This is a genomic window from Streptomyces sp. A0958, assembly GCF_004795035.1.
Classification (GTDB): domain Bacteria; phylum Actinomycetota; class Actinomycetes; order Streptomycetales; family Streptomycetaceae; genus Streptomyces.
The window spans coordinates 1-25733 of the sequence record NZ_SSBK01000036.1 but is presented as its reverse complement, the minus strand read 5'-3'; the positions used below and the strand labels follow the sequence as shown (position 1 = coordinate 25733).

General features: G+C 73.6%; 18 protein-coding genes. 9 read left to right on the top strand and 9 right to left on the bottom strand.

Annotated elements, in window-relative coordinates; all coding sequences use genetic code 11:
* Positions 1-66 precede the first annotated feature (66 nt).
* The 5 genes from E6P78_RS26880 (at position 67) to E6P78_RS26860 (ending at position 9936) form a co-directional block, all read left to right on the top strand.
* Positions 67-4965: a DNA repair ATPase gene (locus E6P78_RS26880; RefSeq protein WP_136206246.1), complete on the top strand. Its 4899-nt coding sequence runs from the start codon at positions 67-69 to the stop codon at positions 4963-4965.
* Positions 4966-4994: 29 nt separating this feature from the next.
* A complete protein-coding gene (locus E6P78_RS26875) occupies positions 4995-6956 on the top strand; it encodes an NAD(P)-binding protein (RefSeq protein ID WP_136206245.1) in 1962 nt (653 codons plus the stop codon).
* 681 nt (positions 6957-7637) lie between these two features.
* Entirely contained in the window at positions 7638-8723 is a 1086-nt protein-coding gene (locus E6P78_RS26870) for an LLM class flavin-dependent oxidoreductase (protein WP_136206244.1), read from the top strand.
* Between the two features lie 2 nt (positions 8724-8725).
* On the top strand, positions 8726-9379 hold the full coding sequence (locus E6P78_RS26865; protein ID WP_136206243.1) for a CE1759 family FMN reductase: 654 nt from the start codon (positions 8726-8728) through the stop codon (positions 9377-9379).
* A gap of 134 nt (positions 9380-9513) precedes the next feature.
* Positions 9514-9936, top strand: coding sequence for a universal stress protein (locus E6P78_RS26860; RefSeq protein ID WP_136206242.1), 423 nt, complete (start codon positions 9514-9516; stop codon positions 9934-9936).
* 59 nt (positions 9937-9995) lie between these two features.
* On the opposite strand, the gene E6P78_RS26855 is transcribed toward E6P78_RS26860, so the two are convergent.
* Both E6P78_RS26855 and E6P78_RS26850 read right to left on the bottom strand, forming a co-directional pair.
* On the bottom strand, positions 9996-11129 hold the full coding sequence (locus tag E6P78_RS26855; RefSeq protein ID WP_136206241.1) for a MerR family transcriptional regulator: 1134 nt from the start codon (positions 11127-11129) through the stop codon (positions 9996-9998).
* Between the two features lie 99 nt (positions 11130-11228).
* Positions 11229-11627: a hypothetical protein gene (locus tag E6P78_RS26850; RefSeq protein ID WP_136206240.1), complete on the bottom strand. Its 399-nt coding sequence runs from the start codon at positions 11625-11627 to the stop codon at positions 11229-11231.
* 121 nt (positions 11628-11748) lie between these two features.
* On the opposite strand from E6P78_RS26850, the gene E6P78_RS26845 reads away from it, so the two are divergent.
* Positions 11749-12642, top strand: a complete 894-nt coding sequence (locus E6P78_RS26845) for a hypothetical protein (protein WP_136206239.1) — start codon at positions 11749-11751, stop codon at positions 12640-12642.
* 97 nt (positions 12643-12739) lie between these two features.
* A complete protein-coding gene (locus E6P78_RS26840) occupies positions 12740-13762 on the top strand; it encodes an NADP-dependent oxidoreductase (RefSeq protein ID WP_136206238.1) in 1023 nt (340 codons plus the stop codon).
* 11 nt (positions 13763-13773) lie between these two features.
* Here E6P78_RS26840 and E6P78_RS26835 read toward each other — a convergent pair whose 3' ends face one another.
* Positions 13774-14181, bottom strand: coding sequence for a S4 domain-containing protein (locus E6P78_RS26835; RefSeq protein WP_136206237.1), 408 nt, complete (start codon positions 14179-14181; stop codon positions 13774-13776).
* Between the two features lie 267 nt (positions 14182-14448).
* On the opposite strand from E6P78_RS26835, the gene E6P78_RS26830 reads away from it, so the two are divergent.
* Positions 14449-16101, top strand: coding sequence for a VWA domain-containing protein (locus E6P78_RS26830; RefSeq protein ID WP_206307924.1), 1653 nt, complete (start codon positions 14449-14451; stop codon positions 16099-16101).
* Here E6P78_RS26830 and E6P78_RS26825 read toward each other — a convergent pair.
* From E6P78_RS26825 to aspS, 4 genes are all read right to left on the bottom strand, one after another.
* Positions 16035-17246: a HAMP domain-containing sensor histidine kinase gene (locus tag E6P78_RS26825; RefSeq protein WP_136206236.1), complete on the bottom strand. Its 1212-nt coding sequence runs from the start codon at positions 17244-17246 to the stop codon at positions 16035-16037. The two genes, E6P78_RS26830 and E6P78_RS26825, sit on opposite strands and share 67 nt — an antisense overlap.
* Complete coding sequence (locus tag E6P78_RS26820) at positions 17243-17896, bottom strand: response regulator transcription factor (RefSeq protein WP_206307926.1); 654 nt, start codon at positions 17894-17896, stop codon at positions 17243-17245. Before E6P78_RS26820 ends, E6P78_RS26825 begins: the two co-directional genes overlap by 4 nt.
* Before the next feature lie 117 nt (positions 17897-18013).
* Positions 18014-18820, bottom strand: coding sequence for a L,D-transpeptidase family protein (locus tag E6P78_RS26815; RefSeq protein ID WP_136206234.1), 807 nt, complete (start codon positions 18818-18820; stop codon positions 18014-18016).
* A 496-nt stretch (positions 18821-19316) separates the two neighbouring features.
* Positions 19317-21098, bottom strand: a complete 1782-nt coding sequence (gene aspS / locus E6P78_RS26810; RefSeq protein ID WP_136206233.1) for an aspartate--tRNA ligase — start codon at positions 21096-21098, stop codon at positions 19317-19319.
* A gap of 151 nt (positions 21099-21249) precedes the next feature.
* Between aspS and E6P78_RS26805 the strand changes: the two genes are divergently transcribed.
* A complete protein-coding gene (locus tag E6P78_RS26805; protein WP_136206232.1) occupies positions 21250-23352 on the top strand; it encodes a SpoIIE family protein phosphatase in 2103 nt (700 codons plus the stop codon).
* On the opposite strand, the gene E6P78_RS26800 is transcribed toward E6P78_RS26805, so the two are convergent.
* On the bottom strand, positions 23349-24437 hold the full coding sequence (locus tag E6P78_RS26800; protein ID WP_136206231.1) for an AI-2E family transporter: 1089 nt from the start codon (positions 24435-24437) through the stop codon (positions 23349-23351). The genes E6P78_RS26805 and E6P78_RS26800 overlap by 4 nt on opposite strands.
* 93 nt (positions 24438-24530) lie before the next feature.
* Positions 24531-25487: a pirin family protein gene (locus E6P78_RS26795; RefSeq protein WP_136206230.1), complete on the bottom strand. Its 957-nt coding sequence runs from the start codon at positions 25485-25487 to the stop codon at positions 24531-24533.
* Between the last annotated feature and the right edge of the window lie 246 nt (positions 25488-25733).

Below are 25733 nucleotides of genomic sequence, written 5' to 3'. Positions count from 1 at the left end.
AGGACGCCCGGACGGCAAGTCCAAGCCGGTCCGGCGATCGAGGACATCACCGCAAGGGAGCCCCCCATGGACACCGTGACCCCACCCACCGCCGGGGACTACGACGTCCTGCGGCGCCGCCTCGGCACCCACGCCGCCGAACTCGCCCGCAGGGCCGAGGCACTGAACGCCCGCCGCACCGAGGAGTTCGGCTCCACGGGCCTGCGGCTGCTGGGCAGCGAGCAGATCCGCACCCAGCGCCCCTCCGTCCCCCGCGACCTCGTCGCGGTCGGCGGACAGCTCCTGTTCGGCTTCGAGCGCGGCCCGGGCCACCGCGGGGAGCCGGCCGTGGACGACGTACTCGCGCTGTACGGCTCCGACCTCGCGCCCGGCACCGGCGACCTGCTCTCCGAGACCGCCTTCGTCCGCGAGTTCGACGGGCTGCACCGCTACTTCCGGGACGCCCGCCTGCTGCGGCTGCGCCGGACCGAGGGCCGGCTGCTCGCGGTGTTCCGTACCGGCGAGACCGCCGACGACATCCGCGTCCTGCGCTGGGCGCTGAACGCCGACGGCTCGCCCGGCGCGTTCCTCGACGCGCGCGGCGAGCGCGACCACGTGTTCCCGCCGTCGCACGACTTCACCTGGACCACCGCCGGGCGCGAGTCCCACGTCACGGGCCGCCACCCGCACATCGCGATCGGCTGCGAGGCGGAGCTGTACGTCGACACGCTCGGCGGCAGCCTCACCGTCAAGACCGTCGACGACACGGACACCCCGGACGGGATCTACGACGAGCCGGTCACCGAACCGCTCCAGTCGCTCGCCGACGCCGAGGTCGAGTACGCGGAACTCGGTCCGCTGGTCCTGCTCCGCGTCCGCCCGTACAAGGAGGAGGCGAGGCGCTACCTCGTCTTCAACGCGCTGCTCGGCACCGTCACCCGGCTGGACGGGATCGGCCCGGCCTGCCGGCGGCTCCCGGAGGACCAGGGGATCATCTTCCCCGGCGGTTTCTACCTGACCACCGGCGAGGCCAGGACCTTCGACATCGCGCAGCCGCTCACCGACCCCGTCTTCGAGGACGCCGTCCGCTCCCCCAACGGCGAGGACGTGCTCTACGTCTTCCGGTCCCGCCAGGACGGGCGGAGCCTGCTGCTGCCGTACAACGTGATCCGCCAGGAGGTCGCGACCCCGCTCCAGGGCCGGGGCCACGCCCTGCTGGACGACGGCACGCTCGTCGTCCTGCGCGACCCGGTGGAGGGCGGCGACGGCGGCGCGGCCCGGGTTCACCCGTTGCAGCGCTGGCAGACCCCGTACGTCTCCGACACCTACGCCGCCTCCCGCCCCGTCGGGGACGGCCCGCTCGCCCGGGTCGGCAACGCGGATCTGGTGCGTGGCATCTCGGACTGCCTGGCCCTCGCGCACTCCGCGTCCGAGACGACGCCGACGGCCGCCGTGTACGACCGGCTGGTCACCGACTGCGTCCGGGCGGGCGACCGCTACCACTGGCTGGGCGACACCGAACTCGGTGACCTGGCCGGCCCGTTGGACGAGCTGCGGGAGACCGCGCGCCAGGTCGTGGCGGAGTTCGAGGCCGTCCAGGAGCTGACCCGGCAGGCCGCCGACGCGCTCACCGAGACGGCCGACCGCATCACCACCCTGGTCCGCCGGGTGCGCGGCGAGGCCCCGCGCACGGCCGCCGAGTGGGTCGACCGGCTGACCGAACTGCGCGGCGCGCACGGCCGCTTGGCGACGCTCACCGAGATGCGGTACGCGGACACCGAGCGCATCGCGGAACTCACCGCGGCCACCGCCGACGACCTCGAAGCGGCCGGCCGGCGCGCGGTCGCGTTCCTGGCCAGGGACGACGCGTTCGCCGGCTACCACGAGGACATCGCCCGGCTCACCGAGGAGGCCGGCGAACTGGCCTCGGTCACCGACGCCTCCGCGCTCGGGGACCGGCTGGCCGGTATGACCGACGGCCTGAGCACGGTCACGGACGTCGTCGCCGGGCTCGACATCGGCGACGGTGTGGTCCGTACGTCGATCCTGGAGCGGATCGCGGAGGTGCTCGGCGGTGTCAACCGGGCCCGTGCCACGCTCGACGCCCGCCGCCGCACCCTGCTGGACCACGAGGGCCGGGCCGAGTTCGCCGCCGAGTCCGCGCTGCTCGGGCAGGCCGTCACGGCCGGGCTGGCCGCCGCCGTCACCCCGGAATCCTGCGACGAGCAGCTGGCCCGGCTGCTGCTCCAGCTGGAGAATCTGGAGGCGCGGTTCGCGGAGTTCGACGACTTCCTGGCGGAGCTGGGCGAGCGCCGGACGGAGGTGTACGAGGCGTTCTCGGCCCGCAGGCAGAGCCTTCAGGACGCTCTGGCCCGCCGCACCGAACGCCTCGCGGATTCCGCCGCGCGCGTCCTGGAGACGGTCGCCCGCCGCAGCGCCGCCCTGCCCGACACGGACGCCGTCCACACCTACTTCGCGTCCGACCCGATGGTCGCCAAGATCCGCCGCACCGCCGACGAGCTGCGAGAACTCGGCGACTCCGTGCGGGCCGAGGAGCTGGACGGGCAGCTGCTCGCCGCCCGCCAGGAGGCGGGCCGCGCCCTGCGCGACCGCAGCGAGCTGTACGCGGACGGCGGGGCCGTGATCCGGCTGGGCCGGCACCGGTTCGCGGTGAACACCCAGCCGTTCGAGCTGACGCTGGTGCCCCAGGACGACGGGCTCGCGTTCGCCGTCACCGGGACCGACTACCGGATGCCGGTCGCCGACCCGGAGTTCGCCGCGACCCGCCCGTACTGGGAGCAGTCGCTGCCCTCCGAGTCGCCGTCCGTCTACCGGGGCGAGCACCTGGCCGCCCGCCTCCTCGCCGAGCAGGGAGCGGACCGGCTCGCCGCCCTGGGCGACGCCGAACTCGCGGCGCTGGTGCGGGAGTCGGCGGCAGCCGCGTACGACGAGGGGTACCAGCGCGGCGTCCACGACGAGGACGCGACCGCGATCCTGGCCGCGCTGCTGCGGCTGCACGCGGGCGCGGGCCTGCTCCGCTTCACGCCCGCCGTCCGGGCCTCCGCCCAGCTCTTCTGGACCCATGGGGCGGACGAGGCCCGCCGCACCTCCTGGACGCGCCGGGCCCGCTCGCTGGCCCGCGCCCGGGAGACCTTCGGGCTGGCCCCGGCCGTCGCCGCGCTCCAGGAGGAGTGGGCGTCGGTGATCCCCGGCGAGGGCTCCCGGGCCGTCGCCGCGTACCTCTTCGAGGAGCTGACCGGCGGGCCCGAGGGCTTCGTGACGGGCGCCGCCGTCCGCACCTTCCTGGACAAGTTCCGCCGCGCCACCGGCACTTCGGCGTACGACGACGACCTCACCGCCCTCGCGGACGACCTGCCGGCCCGCCGCCAGCTCGTGGAGGGCTGGCTCACCTCGTACGCCGAGGCGTGCGGCACGGACATCGACCCGGGCGACCTCGCGGAGGCCGTCGCCGTGGAGCTCTGCCCCGAGCCGCTGCTCGCCCGGTACGAGGCCGACGCGCCGCTCACCGAGACCGTGGACGGGCTCCTCGGCGTCCACCCGCGCATCGACCGCGGCCGGCTCACCGTACGCGTCGACGAACTCCTCTCCCGCACCGAGGAGTTCCGCACCACCACCGTCCCGGGCTTCCGCGCCTACCAGCGCCGGCGGACCGCCCTGGTCGCCGCCGAACGGACCCGGCTGCGGCTGGAGGACCACCGCCCCCGTGTGATGTCCGCGTTCGTACGCAACCGGCTGCTGGACGAGGTGTACCTGCCGCTGATCGGCGACAGCCTCGCCAAGCAGCTGGGCACCGCAGACGCCGACCGCCGCACCGACTCGCAGGGCCTGCTGCTGCTCGTCTCCCCGCCCGGCTACGGCAAGACGACGCTGATGGAGTACGTCGCCGACCGGCTCGGCCTGGTCCTCGTCAAGATCAGCGGGCCCAACCTCGGCCACGACGTGACCTCGCTCGACCCGGCGCAGGCGGGCAGCGCCACCGCGCGCCAGGAGATCGAGAAGGTCAACTTCGCGCTGGAGGCGGGCAACAACACCCTGCTCTACCTGGACGACATCCAGCACACCTCGCCGGAACTCCTCCAGAAGTTCATCCCGCTGTGCGACGCCACCCGCCGGATCGAGGGCGTACGGGACGGCGAGCCGCGCAGCTACGACCTGCGGGGCAAGCGGTTCGCCGTGTGCATGGCGGGCAACCCGTACACCGAGTCCGGCGAGCGCTTCCAGGTCCCCGACATGCTCGCCAACCGGGCGGACGTGTGGAACCTGGGCGAGGTGCTGAGCGGCCGCGAGGACGTCTTCGCGCTGAGCTTCATCGAGAACGCGCTGACCGCCAACCCGGTCCTCGCCCCGCTCGCCGGGCGCTCCCGGGACGACCTGACGCTGCTGCTGCGGCTCGCCGCCGGCGACCCCACGGCCCGGCCCGAACGGCTCGAACACCCCTACGCCCCGGCCGAGGTGGGCCGGATCACCGCCGTGCTGCGCCATCTGGTGCGGGCCCGCGACACGGTGCTCGCGGTCAACGCCGCATACATCGCGTCGGCCGCGCAGACCGACGCCACCCGCACCGAACCGCCGTTCCGGCTCCAGGGCTCGTACCGCAACATGAACCGGATCGCGGAGCGGATCTCGCCCGTGATGAACGACGCCGAACTGTCCGCCGTCGTGGACGACCACTACGCGGGCGAGGCGCAGACCCTGACCAACGGCGCCGAGGCCGCCCTGCTGAAGCTGGCCGCCCTGCGCTCCACGCTCACACCCCCACAGGCCGAACGCTGGGCCGCGCTCTGCTCCTCGTACGTCCGCACCCAGGCGCTCGGTGGGCCCGAGGGCGACCCGATGACCCGCGCGGTGGCCGCGCTCGGCCTGCTCGCGGACCGGATCGCGGCGGTCGAGGCGGCGATCGGCCGCGCGGCGGACCCCCGACACCTCCTGTCCCGGCACCCGGCCGGGGGCGACGACAACGGCTGACCCCGCTGATCCCCGGAAGGGAGCAAGGCATGCTGGGCTCCGTGTCCTCATTCCCCCAGCAACCCCAACCCTCCCCGTTCTTCGGCCACATGGTGGTCTGCGGCGACGACGCGCTCGCCCAGCGGCTCGCCGTGGAGCTGCGTTACGTCTACGGGGAGCGGGTCACCCTCGTCGTCCCCCCGGACCCGGGCACGGCCAGGTCCGAGCTGCCGCTGAGCGGGCGCGGCCGGGCCACCGCGCTGTTCGGCCGGATGGCGTCCGCGATGAACCGCAACGGGGGCGGCCTCCCCCGCGGTTCGGACGGGGACACCAACGCCGGGGTCGAGGCGGTGCGCATCCTCCAGGCGGCGGAGCCCTCCGACGAGACGCTGGAGGAGGCGGGCATCGACACGGCCTCCGCGGTGGCCCTCGTCTACGACGACGACGAGCGCAACATCCGCGCCGCGCTGACCGCCCGCCGGCTCAACCCCCGGGTCCGGCTGGTGATCCGGCTCTACAACCGCAAGCTCGGCCAGCACCTGGAGACCCTGCTCGACCAGGCGGCCGCCCTCGCGTCCCCCGGGCTCGACCCGGCCGCGCTCGACGCCTCCACCACGGTCCTGTCCGACGCCGACACCGCCGCCCCCGCCCTCGCGGCCACCGCGCTCGCCGGATCGACGCGGGTGATCCGCGCGGAGGGCCTGTTCCTGCGGGCGGCCGAACGCACCCCGCCCAGGAACGGCCAGGTCGCCGACCCCGGCCTGTGCACCCTGGCCCTGCTCTCCTCCACCACCCACGACCCGGCCGGCGCGGAGGGCTCCGACAGCAGCGGCGCCGAGGGCCCCCAACTCCTCCCCGACCAGGCCCAGGTGGCCGCCGCGACCGGCCGGGGCACGGTGGTCCTGGAGGCCGTCACCCAGTCCGGCCCGGCCGCCTCCAAGCCCCGGATGAGCGGCCGGAGCGCCCCGCTGAGCCAGTTCTTCTCCCGCCGGCTGCGGTGGTCCGCGCTGGGCGTCGGGCTGGCCGTCCTCGGCCTCGCGGTGGCGTCCTCGCTCACCACGGGCGACCACCCGCTGCACGCCGCCTACCTCACCCTCCTCGACCTCTTCGCCATGGGCGACCCGGCGATCGGCGACCCCACCCCCCGCCAGATCATCCAGATCCTCTCCGGCATCGCCGGCCTGATGCTCCTCCCCCTCCTCGTGGCCGGCGTCCTGGAAGCCTTCGGCTCCCTCCGTACGGCCTCCTCCCTGCGCCGTCCGCCGCGCGGCCTGTCCGGCCATGTGGTGCTGCTCGGCCTCGGCAAGATCGGCACCCGCGTCCTGGTGCACCTGCGGGAGCTGGGCATCCCCGTCGTCTGCGTGGAGGACGACCCGGACGCGCGCGGCATCGCGGTCGCCCGCCGGCTGCACGTCCCCGTCGTCCTCGGTGACGTCACCCACGAAGGGGTGCTGGAAGCCGCGAAGATCACCCGCTCCCGCGGCCTCCTCGCCCTGACCAGCGTCGACACCACGAACCTGGAGGCCGCGCTCTACGCCCGCTCGCTCAAGCCGAACCTGCGGGTGACGCTGCGCCTGTTCGACGACGAGTTCGCCACCGCCGTCTACCGCACCCTGCGCACGGCCCACCCGCAGGCCCTGACCCGCTCCCGCTCGGTCTCCCACCTGGCCGGCCCGTCCTTCGCGGTCGCCATGATGGGCCGGCAGATCCTGGGCGCGATCCCGGTCGAACGCAAGGTGATGCTGTTCGCCGCGATCGAGGTCGCCGGCCATCCGCAACTGGAGGGCCGCACGGTGGAGCAGGCGTTCCGCGCGGGCGCGTGGCGCGTGCTGGCCCTGGACGTCGCCCCGCCCCACGCACCGGGCGCGCCCGGCGGCGCGGCGGAACAGGGCAGCCTCGTCTGGAACCTCCACCCCGGCTACGTCCTGCGCCCGACGGACCGCGTGGTAGTCGCCGCGACCCGCCGCGGCCTGGCGGAGCTCCTGGGCCGCCGTGCGCTGACGCGGCGCTGAGGAGCGCTTGGGCGGGCGGGGCCCTTGGGCGGGCGGCATCCTCGACGCCTCCCCGGTCCGGGGCGGAGGGTTCCGTCCTCAATCGCCGGACGGGCTCAAAGGCGCGCCCCGGCCTTGTGGGTGGGGTCCGGGGGCCCTCCGGGGCGTCTCCTCGGACGACGAACGTTCCGCCGGTACGCAGCGGCACCCGGGTATCCGTTCCTCGCCCTGCGGGGACTCCCCTGCACGCCCCCGGACCACCCGTCGCGCGCCTGCACACCGGTTGGCACGAAGGCCGCAGACGCAAGGCGGCCGGGTGGGGGCGTGCAGGGCAGTCCCCGCAGAAAATGGCGTACGACCCGGGTCCTCCACGTACCCGGGTGAACACGCCATTTTTGAGGAGTCTGCCCGGAGGGCCCCCACCCCCACCCACCAGGTGGAGGCGACCCGCACCCCGCAGAGCGACCCGCACAAACCCAGCCCGTCCGGCGCCTGAGGACGGAACCCCCCGCCCCGGACCGGGGCGCAGGCCCAAGATGCCGCCCGCCCAAGGGCCGGGCCCCGCCCGTCCGGCGCTTGAGGACGGACCCCCGCACCCCGGAAAGGCGCACCGAGGAATACCGCCCCCCCGGCCCCCCGTTGTACGGTGTGAACACATAGTTCAATGTTCAACCACTACCAATCGGCCAGGAGGCGGACGTCATGCAGTTCGGGATCTTCACCGTCGGGGACGTCACCACCGACCCGACCACCGGCACGACGCCGAGCGAGCACGAGCGGATCAAGGCCACGGTCGCCATCGCGCGGAAGGCCGAGGAGGTCGGCCTGGACGTGTTCGCGACCGGCGAGCACCACAACCCGCCGTTCGTCCCCTCCTCACCGACCACCACGCTCGGCTTCATCGCCGCGCAGACGAACCGCATCATCCTGTCGACGTCCACCACGCTGATCACCACCAACGACCCGGTGAAGATCGCCGAGGACTACGCGACGCTCCAGCACCTCGCGGACGGCCGCGTGGACCTGATGATGGGGCGCGGCAACACCGGCCCGGTGTACCCGTGGTTCGGCAAGGACATCCGCCAGGGCATCCCGCTCGCGGTCGAGAACTACGCCCTGCTGCACAAGCTGTGGCGGGAGGACGTCGTCGACTGGGAGGGCAGGTTCCGGACGCCGTTGCAGTCGTTCACGGCGACCCCGCGCCCGCTGGACGGCGTACCGCCGTTCGTCTGGCACGGCTCGATCCGTTCCCCGGAGATCGCCGAACAGGCCGCGTACTACGGCGACGGCTTCTTCCACAACAACATCTTCTGGCCCATCGAGCACACGAAGAAGATGGTGAACCTGTACCGGCAGCGGTACGCGCACTACGGCCACGGCACCGCCGAGCAGGCGATCGTCGGCCTCGGCGGCCAGGTGTTCATGCGGAAGAACTCGCAGGACGCGGTACGCGAGTTCCGTCCGTACTTCGACAACGCCCCGGTCTACGGGCACGGGCCGTCCATGGAGGACTTCACCCAGCAGACGCCGCTGACCGTCGGCTCCCCGCAGGAGGTCATCGAGCGGACGCTGACCTTCCGGGACGCCGTGGGCGACTACCAGCGCCAGCTGTTCCTGATGGACCACGCCGGGCTGCCGCTGAAGACGGTCCTGGAGCAGCTCGACATCCTCGGCGAGGAGGTCGTCCCGGTGCTGCGCAAGGAGTTCGCCGCCCTGCGGCCGGCCGGTGTTCCCGAGACCGCGCCGCCGCACCCCGCCGTCGCCGCCACCCTCACGAAGGAGAGCTGACCGTGTTCGCCACCGCACCGCTGAGGATCGTCGCCGTGTCGGCCGGGCTCAGCACCCCCTCGTCCACCCGGCTGCTGGCCGACCGGCTGGCCGCCGCCGCCCGGGAGCAGCTGGAGGCCGGGCAGGACCGCCCGGTCGAGGTCCGGGTGATCGAGCTGCGGGACCTGGCCGTGGACATCGCGGGCCACCTGGTGTCCGGCTTCCCGTCGGCCGCCCTGGAGGACGCGCTCTCCGCGGTGACGGGCGCGGACGGGCTGATCGCCGTCACACCGGTCTTCACCGCCTCCTACAGCGGCCTGTTCAAGTCGTTCTTCGACCTGGTCGAGAACACCGCCCTGACCGGCAAGCCCGTGCTCGTCGCGGCGACCGGCGGCACCGCCCGGCACTCGCTGGTGCTGGAGCACGCGATGCGCCCGCTCTTCGCCTATCTGCGGGCCGTCACGCTGCCGACCTCGGTGTACGCGGCGTCGGAGGACTGGGGCGCGTCGGGCGACGCGTACGCCGACGGCCTGCCGGCCCGTATCCGGCGCGCGGGTGGCGAGCTGGCCCACGCCGTCGCGGGCGGGCGCGCGGTCTCCGGTGCGTCCAGGGCGCCCGGGCCGGATGACGAGGTGGTCCCCTTCGAGCAGCAGCTCGCCGCGCTCCGCCCGGCCTGACCGGCCCGCGGAGATCGCCCTTTCGCCCGTTTTGACTAGAGTCGTACGGGAAGACGTGTCCCGAACGGCACCGAACGGCACCGAACGGCACCGAACGGCCCGAACGGAACAGCAGAACTCAGCTGGAGGCAGAGATGGGCAGGATCGTGGTGGGCGTCGACGGCTCCGAGTCGTCGGTCAAGGCACTGCACTGGGCCGTACGCCAGGCACAGCTGACCGGTGACACGGTGGAGGCCGTGAACAGCTGGGAGTACCCCGCGACCAGCTGGGCCTCGATGATGCCGGGCCTGCCGGAGGACTTCGACCCGCAGGCCCTGACCGCCGTGTCGCTCACCGAGACGCTGGAGGAGGCGCTCGGCGCCGAGGGTGCCGCCGCCGTCAGCAAGGTCGTGGTGATCGGCAACCCGGCGCAGGCCCTGCTCGACCGGGCCGAGGGCGCGAACCTGCTGGTCGTCGGCGCACGCGGATACAGCGGCTTCAAGGCGACCCTGCTCGGTTCGGTCAGCCTGCACGTCACCCAGCACGCGTCGTGCCCGGTGACCGTCGTCCGCAACTGAGCGCCGGGACAGCAGGGAGGGGGCCCGCACCACGCGTGGTGCGGGCCCCCTCCCGTACGTCACAGCTCCACGACGTCCGCCACCGCGCAGGACACGTTGTCGGGCGCGCCCGCCGCCCCCGCCAGCTCCATCAGTTCGCGCACGGCTGTGCCGGGCCCGTCCGCCGCGGCCAGCACCCGGGCCAGCTCCGCGCCGTCGACCACGGCCGAGAGCCCGTCCGAGCAGAGCAGATAGCGGTCGCCGGGCCGGGCGTCCCGGACGTCCAGATCGGGCCCCGAGCCGTGCGGGCCGTTCCCGGAGAGTGCCTTGAGCAGCATCGCCCGCTGCGGGTGCGAGAACGCCTCCTCCTCCGTCAGCGAACCGTCGTCGATCATCGACTGGACCAGGCTGTGGTCGTGCGTGATCCGGAACAGCTCGCCCCCGCGCAGCAGGTACGCCCGCGAGTCCCCGATGTGCACCAGGCCCAGCCGCGAGCCCGTCCACACCATCGCGGTCAGCGTCGTCCCGGACTCCTCCGGCGCCCCGCTCCCACCGCTCCCCGCGACCGCGTCCCGCACCGCGAGCGCCACCCGTTCCGCCGCGTCGTGCAGGCTGTTCAGCAGCTCCGCGGCCGGCACCGCACCCGGCGCGACCGGCTTCAGCGCCTCGATCGCCGCGGTGCTCGCACCCGCCCCGCCCTCGCCGAACCCGTCGGCGACCGCGAGCAGCCGGGCACCGGCGTATACCGCGTCCTGGTTGGTCTCCCGCACCGCACCCGTGTCGGTGCGGGCCGCGTAGCGGATTCCGAGCGTGCCTACCGATGTCATGACGTCCTCCGTCGACAGCTGGTCGATGAGGAAGACCGCGAGGTCACGGCGGGCCGCCGTCTCCGCCTCGATCTGCGCCCAGTACGCCCGGATCGCCGCGGCGGCCGCGCCGGAGTCCAGCGCGATCACCTCCCTGATCCGGGCGAGCGGCATCCCGATCCGGCGGAGCCAGGCCACCAGCCGGGCCGCCCGCACCTGCGCCGGGTCGTAGTACCGGTAGCCGTTCACCGGGTCGACCAGGGCCGGCGGGAGCAGACCGAGCTCGTCGTAGCGGCGCAGCGCCTTGGCGGACAGCCGGGACAGCCGGGCGAACGCCCCGATCGTCACCAGTGCCGCGCCGGGGCCCCGCCCCTGCCCGTCGTCCGTCGTCACCGCACGCCTCCTCATACCGGGCGGCCTTCCCGCCCCGGCACACTCGATCCTTGGCCTTCCCCCGTGGAGAAGGTCAAGGACCGATGATGGCCGCCCGGACGCGGGGAGCGGCAGTCACTCCCGGGTGTAGAAGTAGTAGAACGCGGCGAGCAGCGTGCTCAGGCCGATGACCAGACCGATTCCCGACGCCGCCAGGATGCTCGCGCCGGACAGGCTGTAGAGGAAGCCGATCGAACCGCCGGCCAGTACCCCGTACGCGGCCGCCCTGAGTTCGCGCGGCAGCCGGTTCTGTATCCGGCCCAGGCCAAAGCAGAGCGCCGCGAGCACGGCGCCGGAGACCAGTCCGAGGGCGAGCCGGGGGCCGGTGAGCACCCCGCCGCCGCGGACGATGGCCGTCGCGTAGCAGCCGAGGATCACGCCGAGCGTGACGGGGACGGCCCAGCTGAGGACGGGGCGGTGCCGGACAGGCGCGCGCCGCCTCCCGCGCGCCTGCACCGAAGCGTGTGCGGCCATGGCAGAGAGCTCCTTCCGTCGCCCCCGCTTTCCCTCCAGGGCACACCCGGTCGCGCGTCCCGGCAACTCGGATGGGCTACGGCCCGGGGCACCCCGCCGCCATCCGCGATTCCCTTGGGGGGTGCGGACGTACTTCTCGGTGGCCCTCTCGGTGGTAGCGCTGGTGCTGCTGGCCGTCCTGGTGCCGTTGAGCGCGCTGTCCGCCTGGGTCGATCTGGAGATCGACGACACGGACCGTTACGTGGCCGCCGTCGTGCCGCTCGCCGGCGACTCCGACGTGCGGGGCACCGTCGCCGACCTGATCACCGACAGCGCGATGAAGCAGATCGACGTCGGCCCGCTCCAGAACACCGTCCGCGACTTCCTGCACCAGGCCGTCCGGTCGTTCACCACCACCGACGCCTTCCGGGACGCCTGGACCGCCGCCAACCGGACGGCGCACGAGACGGTCACCGCCGCGCTGGACGGGAAGAGCGGCGAGAGCGTCACCATCGACCTGGCGCCCGTCACGGAGAAGGTGAAGCGGAACCTGGTGGACAACGGGGTGCCGTTCGCCGACCAGGTCCCCGTCCAGCACACCGACATCCAGCTGGTCTCCGCCGACCGCGCGGACCAGCTGCGGCAGAGCTTCCGGTGGCTGCGGGCCGCCAGTGTGTGGCCCGCCGTCGGCACCCTCGCCTTCGCGCTGCTCGCCATCGCCCTGGCCTGGGTGCGCGGCGGACCCGGCCGCCGGAGCCAGGCCCTGGCCGCGCTGGCCGCCACCGCCGTGACCGGCGCCGGTTTCGCGCTCGGGGCGCTGGTGCTGCGCGGGGTGATCGCCCTGGCCCGTGACCGGGTGCTGGCCGAGGTGCCGGACAGCGACACCGGCGCAGCGGCGGCGGTCTACGACGCGCTGACGCACTCGCTGCGGACCACGGTGTGGATCGTCTTCGGCCTGGGCCTGGCCGTCGCGGTGTGCGCGGCGGCGGCGCGGATCTGGGCCCAGCGGGTGCTGCCGGTGCCGGCCGGGGAGTGACGGCCCGGCGCCCGCCGGGGGCGGGTGCCGACGTGCGGGGGCACGCGGGCCGGGGAAGAGTGGGGGCGTGACTGCCGGGCGACTGGGAGGTCTGCGTATGCGAGCCATCGCCGTCAGCGCGTTGCGGGCCGACCCGGTGCTGGTCGAACTGCCCAAGCCGGACCCCCGGCCAGGTGAGGTCCGGGTGCGGATCGAGTACGCCTCGCTCAACCCGCAGGACTGGCAGGCCGCGGACGGTTCCACCCCGGCCCCGGCGCCCTTCCCGTTCGTCGTCGGTGTGGACTACGCGGGGCGGGTCGACATGATCGGCGGCGGGGACAACCGCTTCCGCGTCGGCGATCCGGTCCTCGGCCGCGCCGGTACGACGGGCACGGCCGGTACGACGGGCACGGGCGACGTGATCACGACCGGTACGACGGGCACGGCCGGTACGACGGGTGCGTGCGGGGCGTACGGGGAGTACGTGTGCGTGCCGCAGGACTCCGCCATCACGCTCGTGCCGCGCGGCCTCGACTACCGGACCGCCGCCGCGCTGCCGTCCGCCGGGATGGCCGCCGCCCAGATCCTGGAGGCGGTGGCGCTGCGCGGCCACGAGACCCTGCTCGTCGTCGGCGCTGCGGGCGGCGTCGGCTGCTGCCTGACCCAGCTCGCCCGGGCCCGGGACGTCCGCGTGATCGCGGCGGTGCGCGGTGACGAGCGGTCCAGGATGGGGTCGTTGGGCGCGGCCGCCACGATCGACCTCACGGACGGCGTGCCAGCCGACGCGCTGCGGGAGGCCTGCCCGGACGGCATCGACGCGCTGGCCGACCTGGCCTCCGCGACACCGGAGGCATTCGCCGGCCACGCCGCCGCGGTACGCCCGGGCGGCATCGCGCTCTCGACGCGCGGCGCCGCGTCCGGTGCCCAACTCCCCGAGGGCGTACGGGGCGTCGACTTCCGTCTCGACCCGAGCCCGGTCCTGCTGGACGTGCTGGCGGCGGGCGCGGCGGACGGTGTCCTGCGCGTGCCCATCGACGTCGAACTCCCCCTGGAGGAGGCCCCCCGGGCCCTGGAGCGCAACCGGGCCGGCGGGGCACGCGGCAAGACCGTCATCGCCCTGCGCCACCCCGGGCGCCGCTGAGCCGCCCGCGGTCACTCCGCCGGGCCGGGCCCCATCCCGCGCAGCCGGTCCATCTCGCGCCGGTCCCGCTTCGTCGGCCGACCCGCGCCCCTGTCCCGTACCGGAACCTGGATCGCGGCCTCACGCGGCGGCGGGGGCGGGCTGTTGTCTACGAAGCACTCGGCGGCGACGGGCGCGCCGACCCGCTTCTTCACGATCTTCGACACGACGACGACCCGGTCCCGGCCCGCGTGCCGGAGCCGCACCTCGTCACCGACGCGCACCGCCTGGGCGGGCTTGGCGCGTTCGCCGGCGACCTTCACATGACCCGCACGGCAGGCGGCAGCGGCCTGCGCCCGGGTCTTCGTCAGCCGGACCGACCAGATCCAGACATCGACCCGAACGCTGCCCGCCGTCTGCGGAGCCTCACCGGAAACCATGGGTCCGACTGTAGAGCGTGGGGCCGGATGGCACGCCCCCACGTCAACTCGCCGCCTCTGCCACGCAGGTGAACAGCGGGTGCGGTGCCGTCCGCGCGGGCGCCCAGGACTCGGTCCGGGCTCGGTTGCGGCTCAGTTGTCCCACAGGTGGGCCGTGCCGCCGAAGGGCCTGTTCCGGCCGCTAACCTTACGTATCCGCCCTGGCCAGGGATCAATTCCCGCAGTACGGACATTCATCGCACCCAACTCACGCGAAAGGCCTCGCCCATGGGCATTCGGAGCTTGCTGCGCAAGGTGTTCGGCCGTGACCGCACGGAACAGGACGAGCCGACGACGGCCACGGTCCCGCCCCAGGGCGAGCGCTCCCGGGCCGCGGAGTCGGAGTCGGTGGCGGTGGACGGGCCGGTCGCGGAGGAGGGGACGGCGTCCGAACCCGCCCCGCCCGTCAGGATTTCGGTGCCGGCCCCCGCCTCGTCGGACGCGCCCCGGTCCACGGCCTCGGCCGCGACGGACGACGGCGAGAAGGCGGCGGACCTGGTGGCAGCCGCCTTCGACAAGCCCGCGGCGCCCACGGTCCCGTCCCAGAGCACCCGCCCCCGCGCCGATCCGGTCGCTCCCCCCACCGAGCCGGAGCCGGAAGCCGAGGCCCCCGAACCGATCGCTCCCGCCGCCGAGCCCGAACCGGAAGCCGAGGCCCCCGAACCGATCGCTCCCGCCGCCGAGCCCGAACCGGAAGCCGAGGCCCCCGAACCGACCGCTCCCCCCACCGAGCCCGAACCGGAAGCCGAGGCCCCCGAACCGACCGCTCCCCCCACCGAGCCCGAACCGGAAGCCGAGGCCCCCGAACCGACCGCTGCCGTCACCGAGCCGGAGCCGGTCATCGCGACCGAGACCCCCGAGCCGGAGCCGATCGCCGCGACGACCGAGACCCCCGAGCCCGCACCCGTCGCCGAGCCCGAGCCCGTCGTCGCCCCGGAGCCCGTCACCGCGCCCGAACCGGCCGCCGCGACCGAGACCCCCGAAGCGGAGCCGATCGCCGCGACGACCGAGACCCCTGAGCCCGCACCCGTCGCCGCGCCCGTCGCGGAGCCCGCACCCGCCCCGGACCCCGAGCCCGTCGCGGAGCCCGAGTCCGAGCCGGCGCTGATCACCATCGACATGGACCCGGACCCGGAGCCGGAACCGGAACCCCTCCAGGCCGCCGCGCCGGCCCCGGCCTCGCCCGCCGGCAAGCCCGCCCTCTCCCTCGCCAAGGTCAAGGCGCGGGCGCCCGAGCTCGTCGGGGCGTACAAGGCGGCGCAGGCCGGGCTGAAGGCGCACGGGCTGACCGGGCTGCGGGCCACCGTCTACCTGGTCCTGGACCGCTCCGGCTCGATGCGGCCGTTCTACAAGGACGGCAGCGCCCAGCACCTGGGCGACCGCACGCTCGCGCTCGCCGCGCACCTCGACGAGAGCGCCACCGTGCGGGTCGTGTTCTTCTCGACCGAGATCGACGGCACCGGCACGGTGGGGCTGGACGGCCACGAGGGCCGCATCGACGAGCTGAACGCGGGCCTCGGCCGGCTCGGCCGGACGAACTACCACCGCGCGGTCGAGGAGGTCGTCTCGCACTACGAGGAGTCCGGGGCGACCGGACCGGCGCTGGTGGTCTTCCAGACGGACGGGCCGCCGGACGTCCGCCAGGCCGCCCGCCAGGCGCTGGACGCGGCGGCACGGCTGCCGCTGTTCTTCCAGTTCGTGGCGTTCGGCGACAAGGACGCGAAGGGCTTCGACTTCCTGCGGAAGCTGGACGCCCCGAACGCCGGCTTCTTCCACGCCGGGCCCGCCCCCCGCGAGGTCGCGGACACCGCGTTCTACCGCGAACTGCTCGCCGCGCTCCCCGCGTGGGTCGCCGGGCGCGAGACGGCCGCGGGCGCCTGAGACGCCGGCAGGCGTACGGTCACGGCGAGCCCGCCCTCCGGGCCCGGCACCGCCGTGACCGTACCGTCGTGGGCCATCGCGATGGACCGCACGATCGACAGGCCGAGGCCCGAGCCCGGCCCCATCCGGTCCCTGCCCTCGCCCCGGCGGAACGGCTCGAACAGGCCGGGGATGTCCGTCGCCGCCACCACCGGGCCGGTGTTGCGGACCTCCAGCAGCACCCCGCCCCCGGCCGGCACCACCGCCACCTCCACGCGCCCGCCGGGCACGTTGTACGTCACCGCGTTGGCCAGCAGGTTCGCCACCAGCTGGGCCAGCAGCAGCCGGTTGCCGCGCACCGGGCAGGGCCGGGCGTCGAGCCGTACGCCCGGGTGCCGGGACGTCTCCTCCGCGACCACCTGGGCCAGGTCCACCGGCTCCCGTTCGTTCTTCTCCAGACCGCGTTCGCTGCGCGCCAGCACGAGCAGGCCCTCGATGAGCCGTTCGCTGCGCCGGTTGTTGTCCAGGAGCGTCTGCCGGGTCCGTACGAGGTCGTCGGGGGTCGGGTCGTCCAGACCGACCTGGATCGCGGCGCGCTGGGTGGCCAGCGGGGTCCGCAGCTCGTGCGAGGCGTTGGCGATGAACCGCCGCTGGCTGTCGAAGGCCTTCTCCAGCCGGGCGAGCAGCGCGTCGAGCGTGTCGCCGAGCTCCTTGAGCTCGTCGTCGGGACCGCTGGAGGCGATCCGCTCGTGGAGCGTGTGCTCGGAGAGTCGGCGCGCCTTGGCCGTCATGGCGTGGACGGGCCGCAAGACCCGCCCGGCCGTCCACCAGCCGACGCCCACCGCGCAGGCCGTCATCACGAGCAGCGCGGCCGCCGACCAGATGAGCAGCTGATGGCCGGCCGCGTCGCTGACGTGGTCGGTGAGGTCGTAGACGGTCGGCGGACCGAGGCGGTGGCGGCTGACGAGCGGCCCGTTGACCGCGTAGCCGGGCTGGACCACGACGGCCGTCTCGGCGATGGCGCGGGCCTGCGAGTCCGTGCCGGCGCGGGAGGCCAGGTTGACGGTGGCGAGCAGGGCCGTGCCGAGCACCAGGAACACGCCGCCGTAGACGAGGGCGATCCGGGTCCTGATCGTGGAGTGCGGCAGCAGAGCCGAACGCTTCACAGGGCGTACCCCACGCCCTGCACGGTACGGATCAGGGCCGGTTCACCGAGCTTGCCGCGCAGCTTGCTCATGCAGACGCGGACGGCGCCCGTGAAGGGGTCGGCGTTGGCGTCCCAGGCCCGCTCCAGCAGTTCCTCGGCGCTGACCGTCCCGCCGTCCGCCTCCAGCAGCAGCTGGAGCACGGTGAACTCCTTCGGCGACAGGTCCAGGTCCCGGCCGTCCCGGGTCGCGGCCCGGCGCACGGTGTCGAGCCGGATGCCGTACCGCTCCAGCTGCGGCGGTACGGGGCGGGCGCTGCGCCGCCGCAGGGCACGGACCCGCGAGACGAGTTCGGGGAATTCGAACGGTTTGCCGAGGTAGTCGTCGGCGCCCAGGTCGAGCCCGGCGACCCGGTCCTCCATGGTCCCGGCGGCCGTCAGCATCAGAATCCTGGTCCGGGAGCCCGAGGCGACGAGTCCGCGCGCCACGTCGTCGCCGTGCACCCGGGGCAGGTCGCGGTCCAGGACGACGACGTCGTAGTCGTGCAGCCCCAGGTAGGCCTGGGCGGCATCACCGCTGTACACCGTGTCGACGGCGAAGCCGGCCCGCCGCAGTCCGGTGGCGACCAGCTCCGCAAGGATTTCCTCGTCCTCGGCGACCAGTACCCGCATCGTGATGTCCCTTGCCTCGTGCATGCGTGTCCACTCCCTCCCAGGATGCGTCCTTGATACGGGAAGGGACGTTTCGCAAAGCTCTCCGCTCGAGTACGGGCCCGCGCCGCCGACGGCTCAGCGGCCCAGCGACTGCGCGTCCCCCATCACGATGACGGGTTCGAGGGCCGGGTCGAGCACGCCGAGGAGTTGTCTCATCCGGTCCTCGGTGACCGAGACGCAGCCCTGTGTGGGGCCGCCGTGGTCGACGTGAATCCAGATGCCGCCGCCACGTTCCTCGCCGAGGGGCCGGGTGTGGTCGAGCGGGGAGGTGCCCGGGACGCGGTTGTAGTCGATGGCGACGACGTAGTCGAAGGAGCCCTCCAGCGGCTCCCCGTGGAACCCCTCGCCCGTCACGGCGAAGTCGGGGCTCATGTCGTACGGGAACGCGGTGTCCGGGGGTGCGAGGCGGCCGCCCGCCGCGGTCAGGGTGAAGACGCCGACGGGTGAGCGCAGATCGCCCTCCCGGTGCTCGTCCGTCCAGCCGTCCAGCGCGTTGTGCGCGGGCCAGGGCGGCAGTGCGGCCCGCCAGCCGGGGCCCGCGGGGCCGTCGCGGGTGTAGAGGACGGCGGTCGACTCGTTGGAGTCCGGGGACTCACCGGTGACGACGAACGCCTGCCGCGCCCCGGCCGGGATCGCCGCCCGGGTCTTCGGCCCCAGCCCCGGGATCTCCTGCGGCGCCGGCGACGGCGGTGGTGCGGAGGGGGAGACCGACGCGCCGGGCGGCCCCGGTACGCCGTTGACGTGCGCGTGCTGCGTGGCGGCGGCGCCCAGGTCCGTACCGGCGATGCCGCCCGCCCCGCACCCGGCGAGCAGCACGAGGAGGGCGAGGGCGCAGGCGACGTGGGGCAGGCGCAGGGGTGCGTGCGAAGGGGGCGCGGGCACGGAGGGCTCCTCAGCGGTCGGTGCGCCGGTGTCGGCCCAGCCAGTCATTGCCGCCCGGGGCACCGGCCAATCCGGACCGGAGGCCATCCGGCCGTACCCGTTCAGGTGATTCGTGTACTCGCATGCAGCCGGCCGGGCGTCATCGCCGTCCGCGCCGGCCGCCGCGCGGAACGGCACGAAGGCCCGGAACTCTGCCGTGTACGGGTTCCGGGCCCTTCGACTCCACGGGGGACGGAGGCCTGAGGAGGCTCTGCGGGGCGGCCGGCGCGACCGCGTCAGGTGCGCGCGGTCAGAGGTCCGTCCCGTCGTGCGTCTCAGGTCCTTCTTGTGTGCTGGTCCCTGAGTCTCTGTCATGCGGGGAACGCCAGGGAGCCGAGCTGGCAGGGGCATGGGAGCGGGCTGTGGGTTCCTGTGGGACGTGGAACAGCCCCCGCCGGGTGAGGGCCGGGGGCTGTTTCACGTGAAACCCCGTGCGGGGCGCGCGGATCGGACGACGCTACTTCTGCGCGTCCTTCGCCGGCGCGGCCGGCTTGCGGAGCTGGATGTTCAGCTCACGCAGCCGGGTCTCATCCAGCACCGTGGGCGCGCCCATCATCAGGTCCTGGGCGTTGCCGTTCAGCGGGAAGGCGATCGTCTCGCGGATGTTCGGCTCGTCGGCCAGCAGCATCACGATGCGGTCGACGCCCGGGGCGATACCGCCGTGCGGCGGGGCACCGAGACGGAACGCCTTGAGCATGCCCGCGAACTCGTGCTCCACGGTCTCGCGGTCGTAGCCGGCGATCTCGAAGGCCTTGATCATCAGCTCGGGCTCGTGGTTCCGGATGGCGCCGGAGGACAGCTCGATGCCGTTGCAGACGATGTCGTACTGCCAGGCGAGGATGTCCAGCGGGTCCTTCTCCTCCAGGTCCTTCAGGCCGCCCTGGGGCGTCGAGAAGGGGTTGTGCGAGAAGTCGATCTTGCCGGTGTCCTCGTCCTTCTCGTACATCGGGAAGTCGACGACCCAGCAGAACCGGAAGACGCCCTCCTCGAAGTGGCCGGCCCGCTTGGCGGCCTCGACACGGACGGCGGACATGATCTTGGAGACCTCGTCGAACTCGCCGGCGCCGAAGAAGACGGCGTGGCCCGGGACGAGGGAGAGCCGGTCGGTGAGCGTCTTGACGTCGGTCTCGGTGAGGAACTTGGCGATCGGGCCGGCCAGCGTGCCGTCCTCGCCGACGCGGACCCAGGCCAGGCCCTTGGCGCCGTGCTCCACGGCGTACTCGCCGAGGCCGTCGAAGAACTTGCGGGACTGGCCCGCGGTGTCCGGCACCGGAAGGGCGCGGACGTGCTTACCGGCGAACGCCTTGAACCCCGAGTCCGCGAAGACGTCGGAGATGTCGACCAGCTCCAGCTTGGCGCGCAGGTCCGGCTTGTCGTTGCCGTACTTCAGCATCGACTCGCGGAACGGGATGCGCGGGAACGGCGAGGTGACGTGGCGGCCGTTGCCGAACTCCTCGAAGAGCTCGGTCATCAGCTTCTCGATCGGCTGGAAGACGTCCTCCTGCTCCACGAAGGACATCTCGACGTCGAGCTGGTAGAACTCGCCCGGCGAGCGGTCGGCGCGGGCGTCCTCGTCGCGGAAGCACGGCGCGATCTGGAAGTAGCGGTCGAAGCCGGAGATCATCAGCAGCTGCTTGAACTGCTGCGGGGCCTGCGGCAGTGCGTAGAACTTGCCGGGGTTCAGCCGGGACGGGACGACGAAGTCACGGGCGCCCTCGGGGGACGTCGCGGTGAGGATCGGCGTCGCCATCTCGTTGAAGCCGAGGGCCACCATCTTGGACCGGATCGAGGCGATCACGGCGGAGCGCAGCATGATGTTGCGGTGCATGCGCTCGCGGCGCAGGTCCAGGAAGCGGTACTCCAGGCGCCGCTCCTCGTTGACCCCGTCCTCGGCGTTGATCGTGAAGGGCAGCGGGCCGGCCTCGCCCAGCACCTCGACCTCGGAGACCTCGATCTCGATCTCACCGGTCGGCAGGTCCGGGTTCACGTTGTCCGCGCCACGTGCGGAGACCTTGCCGTCGATCCGTACGACGGTCTCCTTGGTGAGCTTCGCCAGGGCGTCGTTGCCGGGGGTGCCGGGACGGGCGACGAGCTGCACCAGACCGTAGTGGTCGCGCAGATCGATGAAGAGGATGCCGCCCAGGTCTCGGCGATTGTGCAGCCAGCCGCTCAGCCGGACGTCGGTGCCGACGTCAGAGGCGCGGAGCTCGCCGCAGGTGTGGGACCTGTACCGATGCATCGTCGTTCATCCAGTCTTCGCGGTTGGGGAGGAATCAGCCCTCCCAGGCTACCGCCCGCGACCGGCGCGTTTCATTGTCATTGTCCGCACCGAGATCGTCCGCGGGCCCGCACCGCTGCCCTCCGCGTACATGCCGGTTTAAAGTGGGGCAATGCGCACCGAGGATGTGCTGGCCGCGATCGCGACCGGGCTGTGGCGCTGGGACAACGGAGCCGGAACGGTCACGCTCGACGCGGAGGCTGCCCGTCTGCTGGAGTTGCCCGCCGAGCCCGGTGTCTTCCGCGAGTCGGAGGTCCGCTCCCGCTTCCACCCCGTCGACTGGAACGAGATCCACGGGGTGGTCGGTCTCGCCGTCGCCGAGGGCACCCTTGCCGAGGCGCGGCTGCGGATCGTGGACGGAAGCGGCCGGGTGCTGCGTACCGTGCGCAGCCGCTCCAAGCCGTTCCCGGCCGGCGAGGGCCGCAAGGACTACGTGCTCATCGGCACCCTCCAGGGGGTCGTCGAGCCCCCGCCGGGCACCGCCGGGGCGCGCGCCGCGATCACCGGTGACTGGCGGCGGTCCCGCGAGGCGTTCCTGCTGGACGCGGGCCGGGCCCTGGCCGAGGCCGGGTCGACCACGGAGGTGCTGCGGGTCGCCTACTCGCTCTCCATGCCCGGGTTCTCGCCGGACGGGCTCGCGGTCTTCGGCCTCGAGGGCGAGCGGCTGACCATCGTCGGCCAGCACGGGCACACCCTGGGCGACGAGAGCCCGTTCACCGACATGCCGCTGGAGACGGACTACCCGGCCACCGAGGTCGTACGGACGGGCCGGGCGATCTACCTGCCCAGCCCGGACGACTACCGCGGCCGCTACCCCGCCACCTGGCCGCTGGTCCGGCGGTTCGGACACCGCTCCTGGGCGTTCCTGCCGCTGATCGTGTCCGGGCGCACGATGGGCACCTGGATGGCCGGCTTCCGGCATCAGGTGTCGTTCTCGCCGGACGAGCGGTCCGTGCTGACGACCGTGGCCCGCATGCTCGCCCAGGCGCTGGACCGGGCCGGCGCCGCCGACACCGAGCGGGAACTCTCGCTCGGCCTCCAGCGCTCGATGATGCCCTCGCTCGGCCCCGACATCCCGGGGATGACCGTGGCCGCGCGCTACGTGCCGACCGGGGGCGGCCTCCAGGTCGGCGGCGACTGGTACGACCTGATCCCGCTTCCCAGCGGCCGCATCGCCCTCGTCATCGGCGACGTACAGGGCCACGACGTACGGGCGGCGGGGATCATGGGCCAGCTGCGGATCGCCCTGCGCGCGTACGCCTCCGAGGGGCACCGCCCCGACGCGGTGCTCGCCCGCGCCTCGCGCTTCCTCTCCGGGCTCACCGACCCCCACGAGGACGACGAGGGCGCGAACGCCCGCTTCGCGACCTGCCTGTACGCGGAGGCCGACCCGGAGACCGGCGTCCTGGACATCGCGCGGGCCGGCCACCCCGACCCGGTGGTGACGACCGCCGACGGGACCGCCGTCATCCGTCGGACCGAGGGCGGGCTGCCGCTCGGCATCGAGGCGGACGCGGACTATCCGACGACCAGGGTCGTCCTGGAGGCCGGGCAGACGATCATGCTCTGCACGGACGGGCTGATCGAGACCGGCGGCCATGACCTCGCCACCGGCTGGGTCCGGCTGCGGCCCATCCTGGAACAGCACACCGGCGATCTGGAGAAGCTCGCGGACGCGCTGGTGCAGGCCGTGCACGGGCCCGGCTCGCACTACACGACCGGGCCGCTCCCCGACCGGCGCGAGGACGACGTCGCGGTGCTGCTGCTGCGCCGCGAGGGCTCCGTCACGCACCAGCCCGCGCCCCGGCGGACCGCGCTGACCATCGCCCAGGCCGAGCCGGAGCGGATCTCGGTGGCCCGGCAGCAGCTGCGGGAGCTGCTGCACGACTGGGCCGACCCGGACCAGGTCGACGCGGCCGTGCTGCTGCTCTCCGAGATGGCCACGAACGTCCTGGTGCACACGGACGGGGACGCGCTGTTGGTCGCTGAGGCCGCCGGGGTGCCGGGGGAGCGGTGTCTGCGCGTGGAGATGTCCGACGGCAGCGACGAGCTGCCGCACAAGCGGCGCCCGGGGGAGATGGCCTCCAGCGGCCGTGGCCTGGTGCTGATGGAGATGCTCGCCCACCGCTGGGGGGTCGATCCGCGCGGGGCGGGCAAGTCGATCTGGTTCGAGCTGAACGAGGACGAGGAACCGGCGCTGCCGGACCTGGACTAGGAAGTGCTTGGAAACGTGCCCTGGGCGGGCTCCTCGGGGGCGTCGGGGTGGCCGCCCTTGCGCAGTTCTCCGAGGATGCCGAAGACCGCCGCGCACAGCGGGACCGCGAGCAGCATGCCGAGGATGCCCGCCACGCTCGCCCCCGCCGTCAGCGCGATCAGGATCATCGCGGGGTGCATCTGGACCGTACGGCTCTGGATCACCGGCTGCAGGATGTGGCCCTCCAGCACCTGCACGGCGAGGACGACGCCGAGCGCCCACAGCGCGATCACCAACCCCCGGTCCGCGAGTGCCACCAGGACCGAGACGGCACCGGAGATGAATGCGCCGAGGTACGGGATGTAGGCGCCGACGAGCACCAGCGCGCCGAGCCCCACCGCGCCGGGCACCCGCAGGATCAGCAGCCCGACCGTGATGCAGACGGCGTCGATCAGGGCGATGACCGTCGTCCCGCGCATGAAGCCCTCGACGGCCTCGAAGGCGCGCCGGCCCATCGCCTCGACCATGTCGCCGGTGCCGCGCGGGGCGACGGTGTGGGCGAGGCGCGCGGCCCGGTCGGAGTCGCGCAGGAAGAAGAAGGTCAGCAGCAGGGCGAGGATGCTGGTGGCGACGAGGGAGCCGACCAGGCTGATGCCGGTGAGGAGCCCGCCCGCGGCGCTCGCGCCGAACTTCTCGGCCAGCTTGCGGGCGTTGGCCTCCAGGTCGTCCACGTTCGTGCCGTCCGCGACGTCGAAGTGGTCGATGACCCACTGCCCGGCGTCCTTCAGCGACCGGACGATCTGGTCGCCGGTCTCCACGAGCGAGGACACGACGATGTAGCCCGCCCCGCCGACGACGGCGACGAGCAGCGCGCAGGTGACGAAGGCGGCCAGCGAGCGGTTCACGCCGTGGGCGGTCATCCGGCGGTGGACCGGGCCGAGCAGCGCCGTACCGAGCAGCGCGAGGAGCACCGGTGTGACCGCGGTCTTGAGGGCGATGCACAGCCAGACGGCGACGGCGGCGACACCGGCGACCAGCAGGAGGACACCGCACCAGGCGGCCGTCCGCCGGGCGCCGTCGGGCAGGAGGGGCTTCTGGGTCTGCACCCTCTCAGCCGATCACGCCCGGGCAGCGGTGTCCCGCCCGTGCCGCCGTACGGGTGACGGGGCGTCACACGACGGCGGCGGGGCGGTCCCCGGTCACATGCCGTGGACCGCGGGCACGGTGCCGAGGCGCCCGGCCTGGAAGTCCTCGAAGGCCTGCTTCAGTTCGGCCTGGCTGTTCATCACGAACGGCCCGTAGTGGGCCATCGGCTCGCGGATGGGACGCCCGCCGAGCAGGACGACCTCCAGGTCGGGGGTGTTCCCGTCCTGCTTCTCGTCCGCGCGGACGGTCAGCGAGGAGCCGGCGCCGAAGACGGCGGTCTGGCCCAGGTGGACGGGCCGGCGCTCGGCGCCGGCGGTGCCGCGCCCGGCGAGCACGTACGCGAGGCCGTTGAAGTCCTCGCGCCAGGGCAGCGTCACCTCGGCGCCGGGGCGCACGGTGGCGTGGATCATCGTGATCGGGGTGTGGGTGATGCCGGGGCCCTCGTGGCCGTCGAGCTCACCGGCGATCACCCGGAGCAGCGCGCCGCCGTCCGGGGAGGCGAGCAGCTGGACCTGGCCGCCGCGGATGTCCTGGTAGCGCGGGGCCATCATCTTGTCGGCCTTGGGCAGGTTCACCCAGAGCTGGAGGCCGTGGAAGAGGCCGCCCGACATGACGAGGGACTCCGGCGGCGCCTCGATGTGCAGCAGCCCGGAACCGGCGGTCATCCACTGGGTGTCGCCGTTGCCGATGGTGCCGCCGCCCCCGTTGGAGTCCTGGTGGACGAAGGTGCCGTCGATCAGGTACGTCACGGTCTCGAAGCCGCGGTGCGGGTGCCAGGGGGTGCCCTTCGGCTCCCCCGCCTCGTACTCCACCTCACCCATCTGGTCCATCATGATGAACGGGTCCAGGTGCTTGTAGTTGATCCCCGCGAAGGCGCGGCGGACCGGGAAGCCCTCGCCCTCGAACCCGCTCGGCGCCGTGGTCACGGCGAGCACGGGACGGGCCGCGGCGTCGCCCGAAGCGGCCACCTTGGGCAGGGTCAGCGGGTTCTCGACGGTCACTGCGGGCATGGAAGCCACCTCCGGGGGACTGTTCTGGACCAATTTAGTTGAATGGTGAACATCCCGCAAGGCTCCGGCCATTCCCACACCGCCCCCCCGGCAGCAGGAAGGGGCCCGTACCGAGAGCGGACGCTGTTGGTTAATTCGGGCCCTGTTGCTTCGCCCCGCCGACTTGGTCGGCGGGGCGAAGTGCTGCGAAGTGGCTGGTTCGGGTGCGGGCCCGGGGCGTGTCGGTGAGGTGGGCGTCGATGCGGG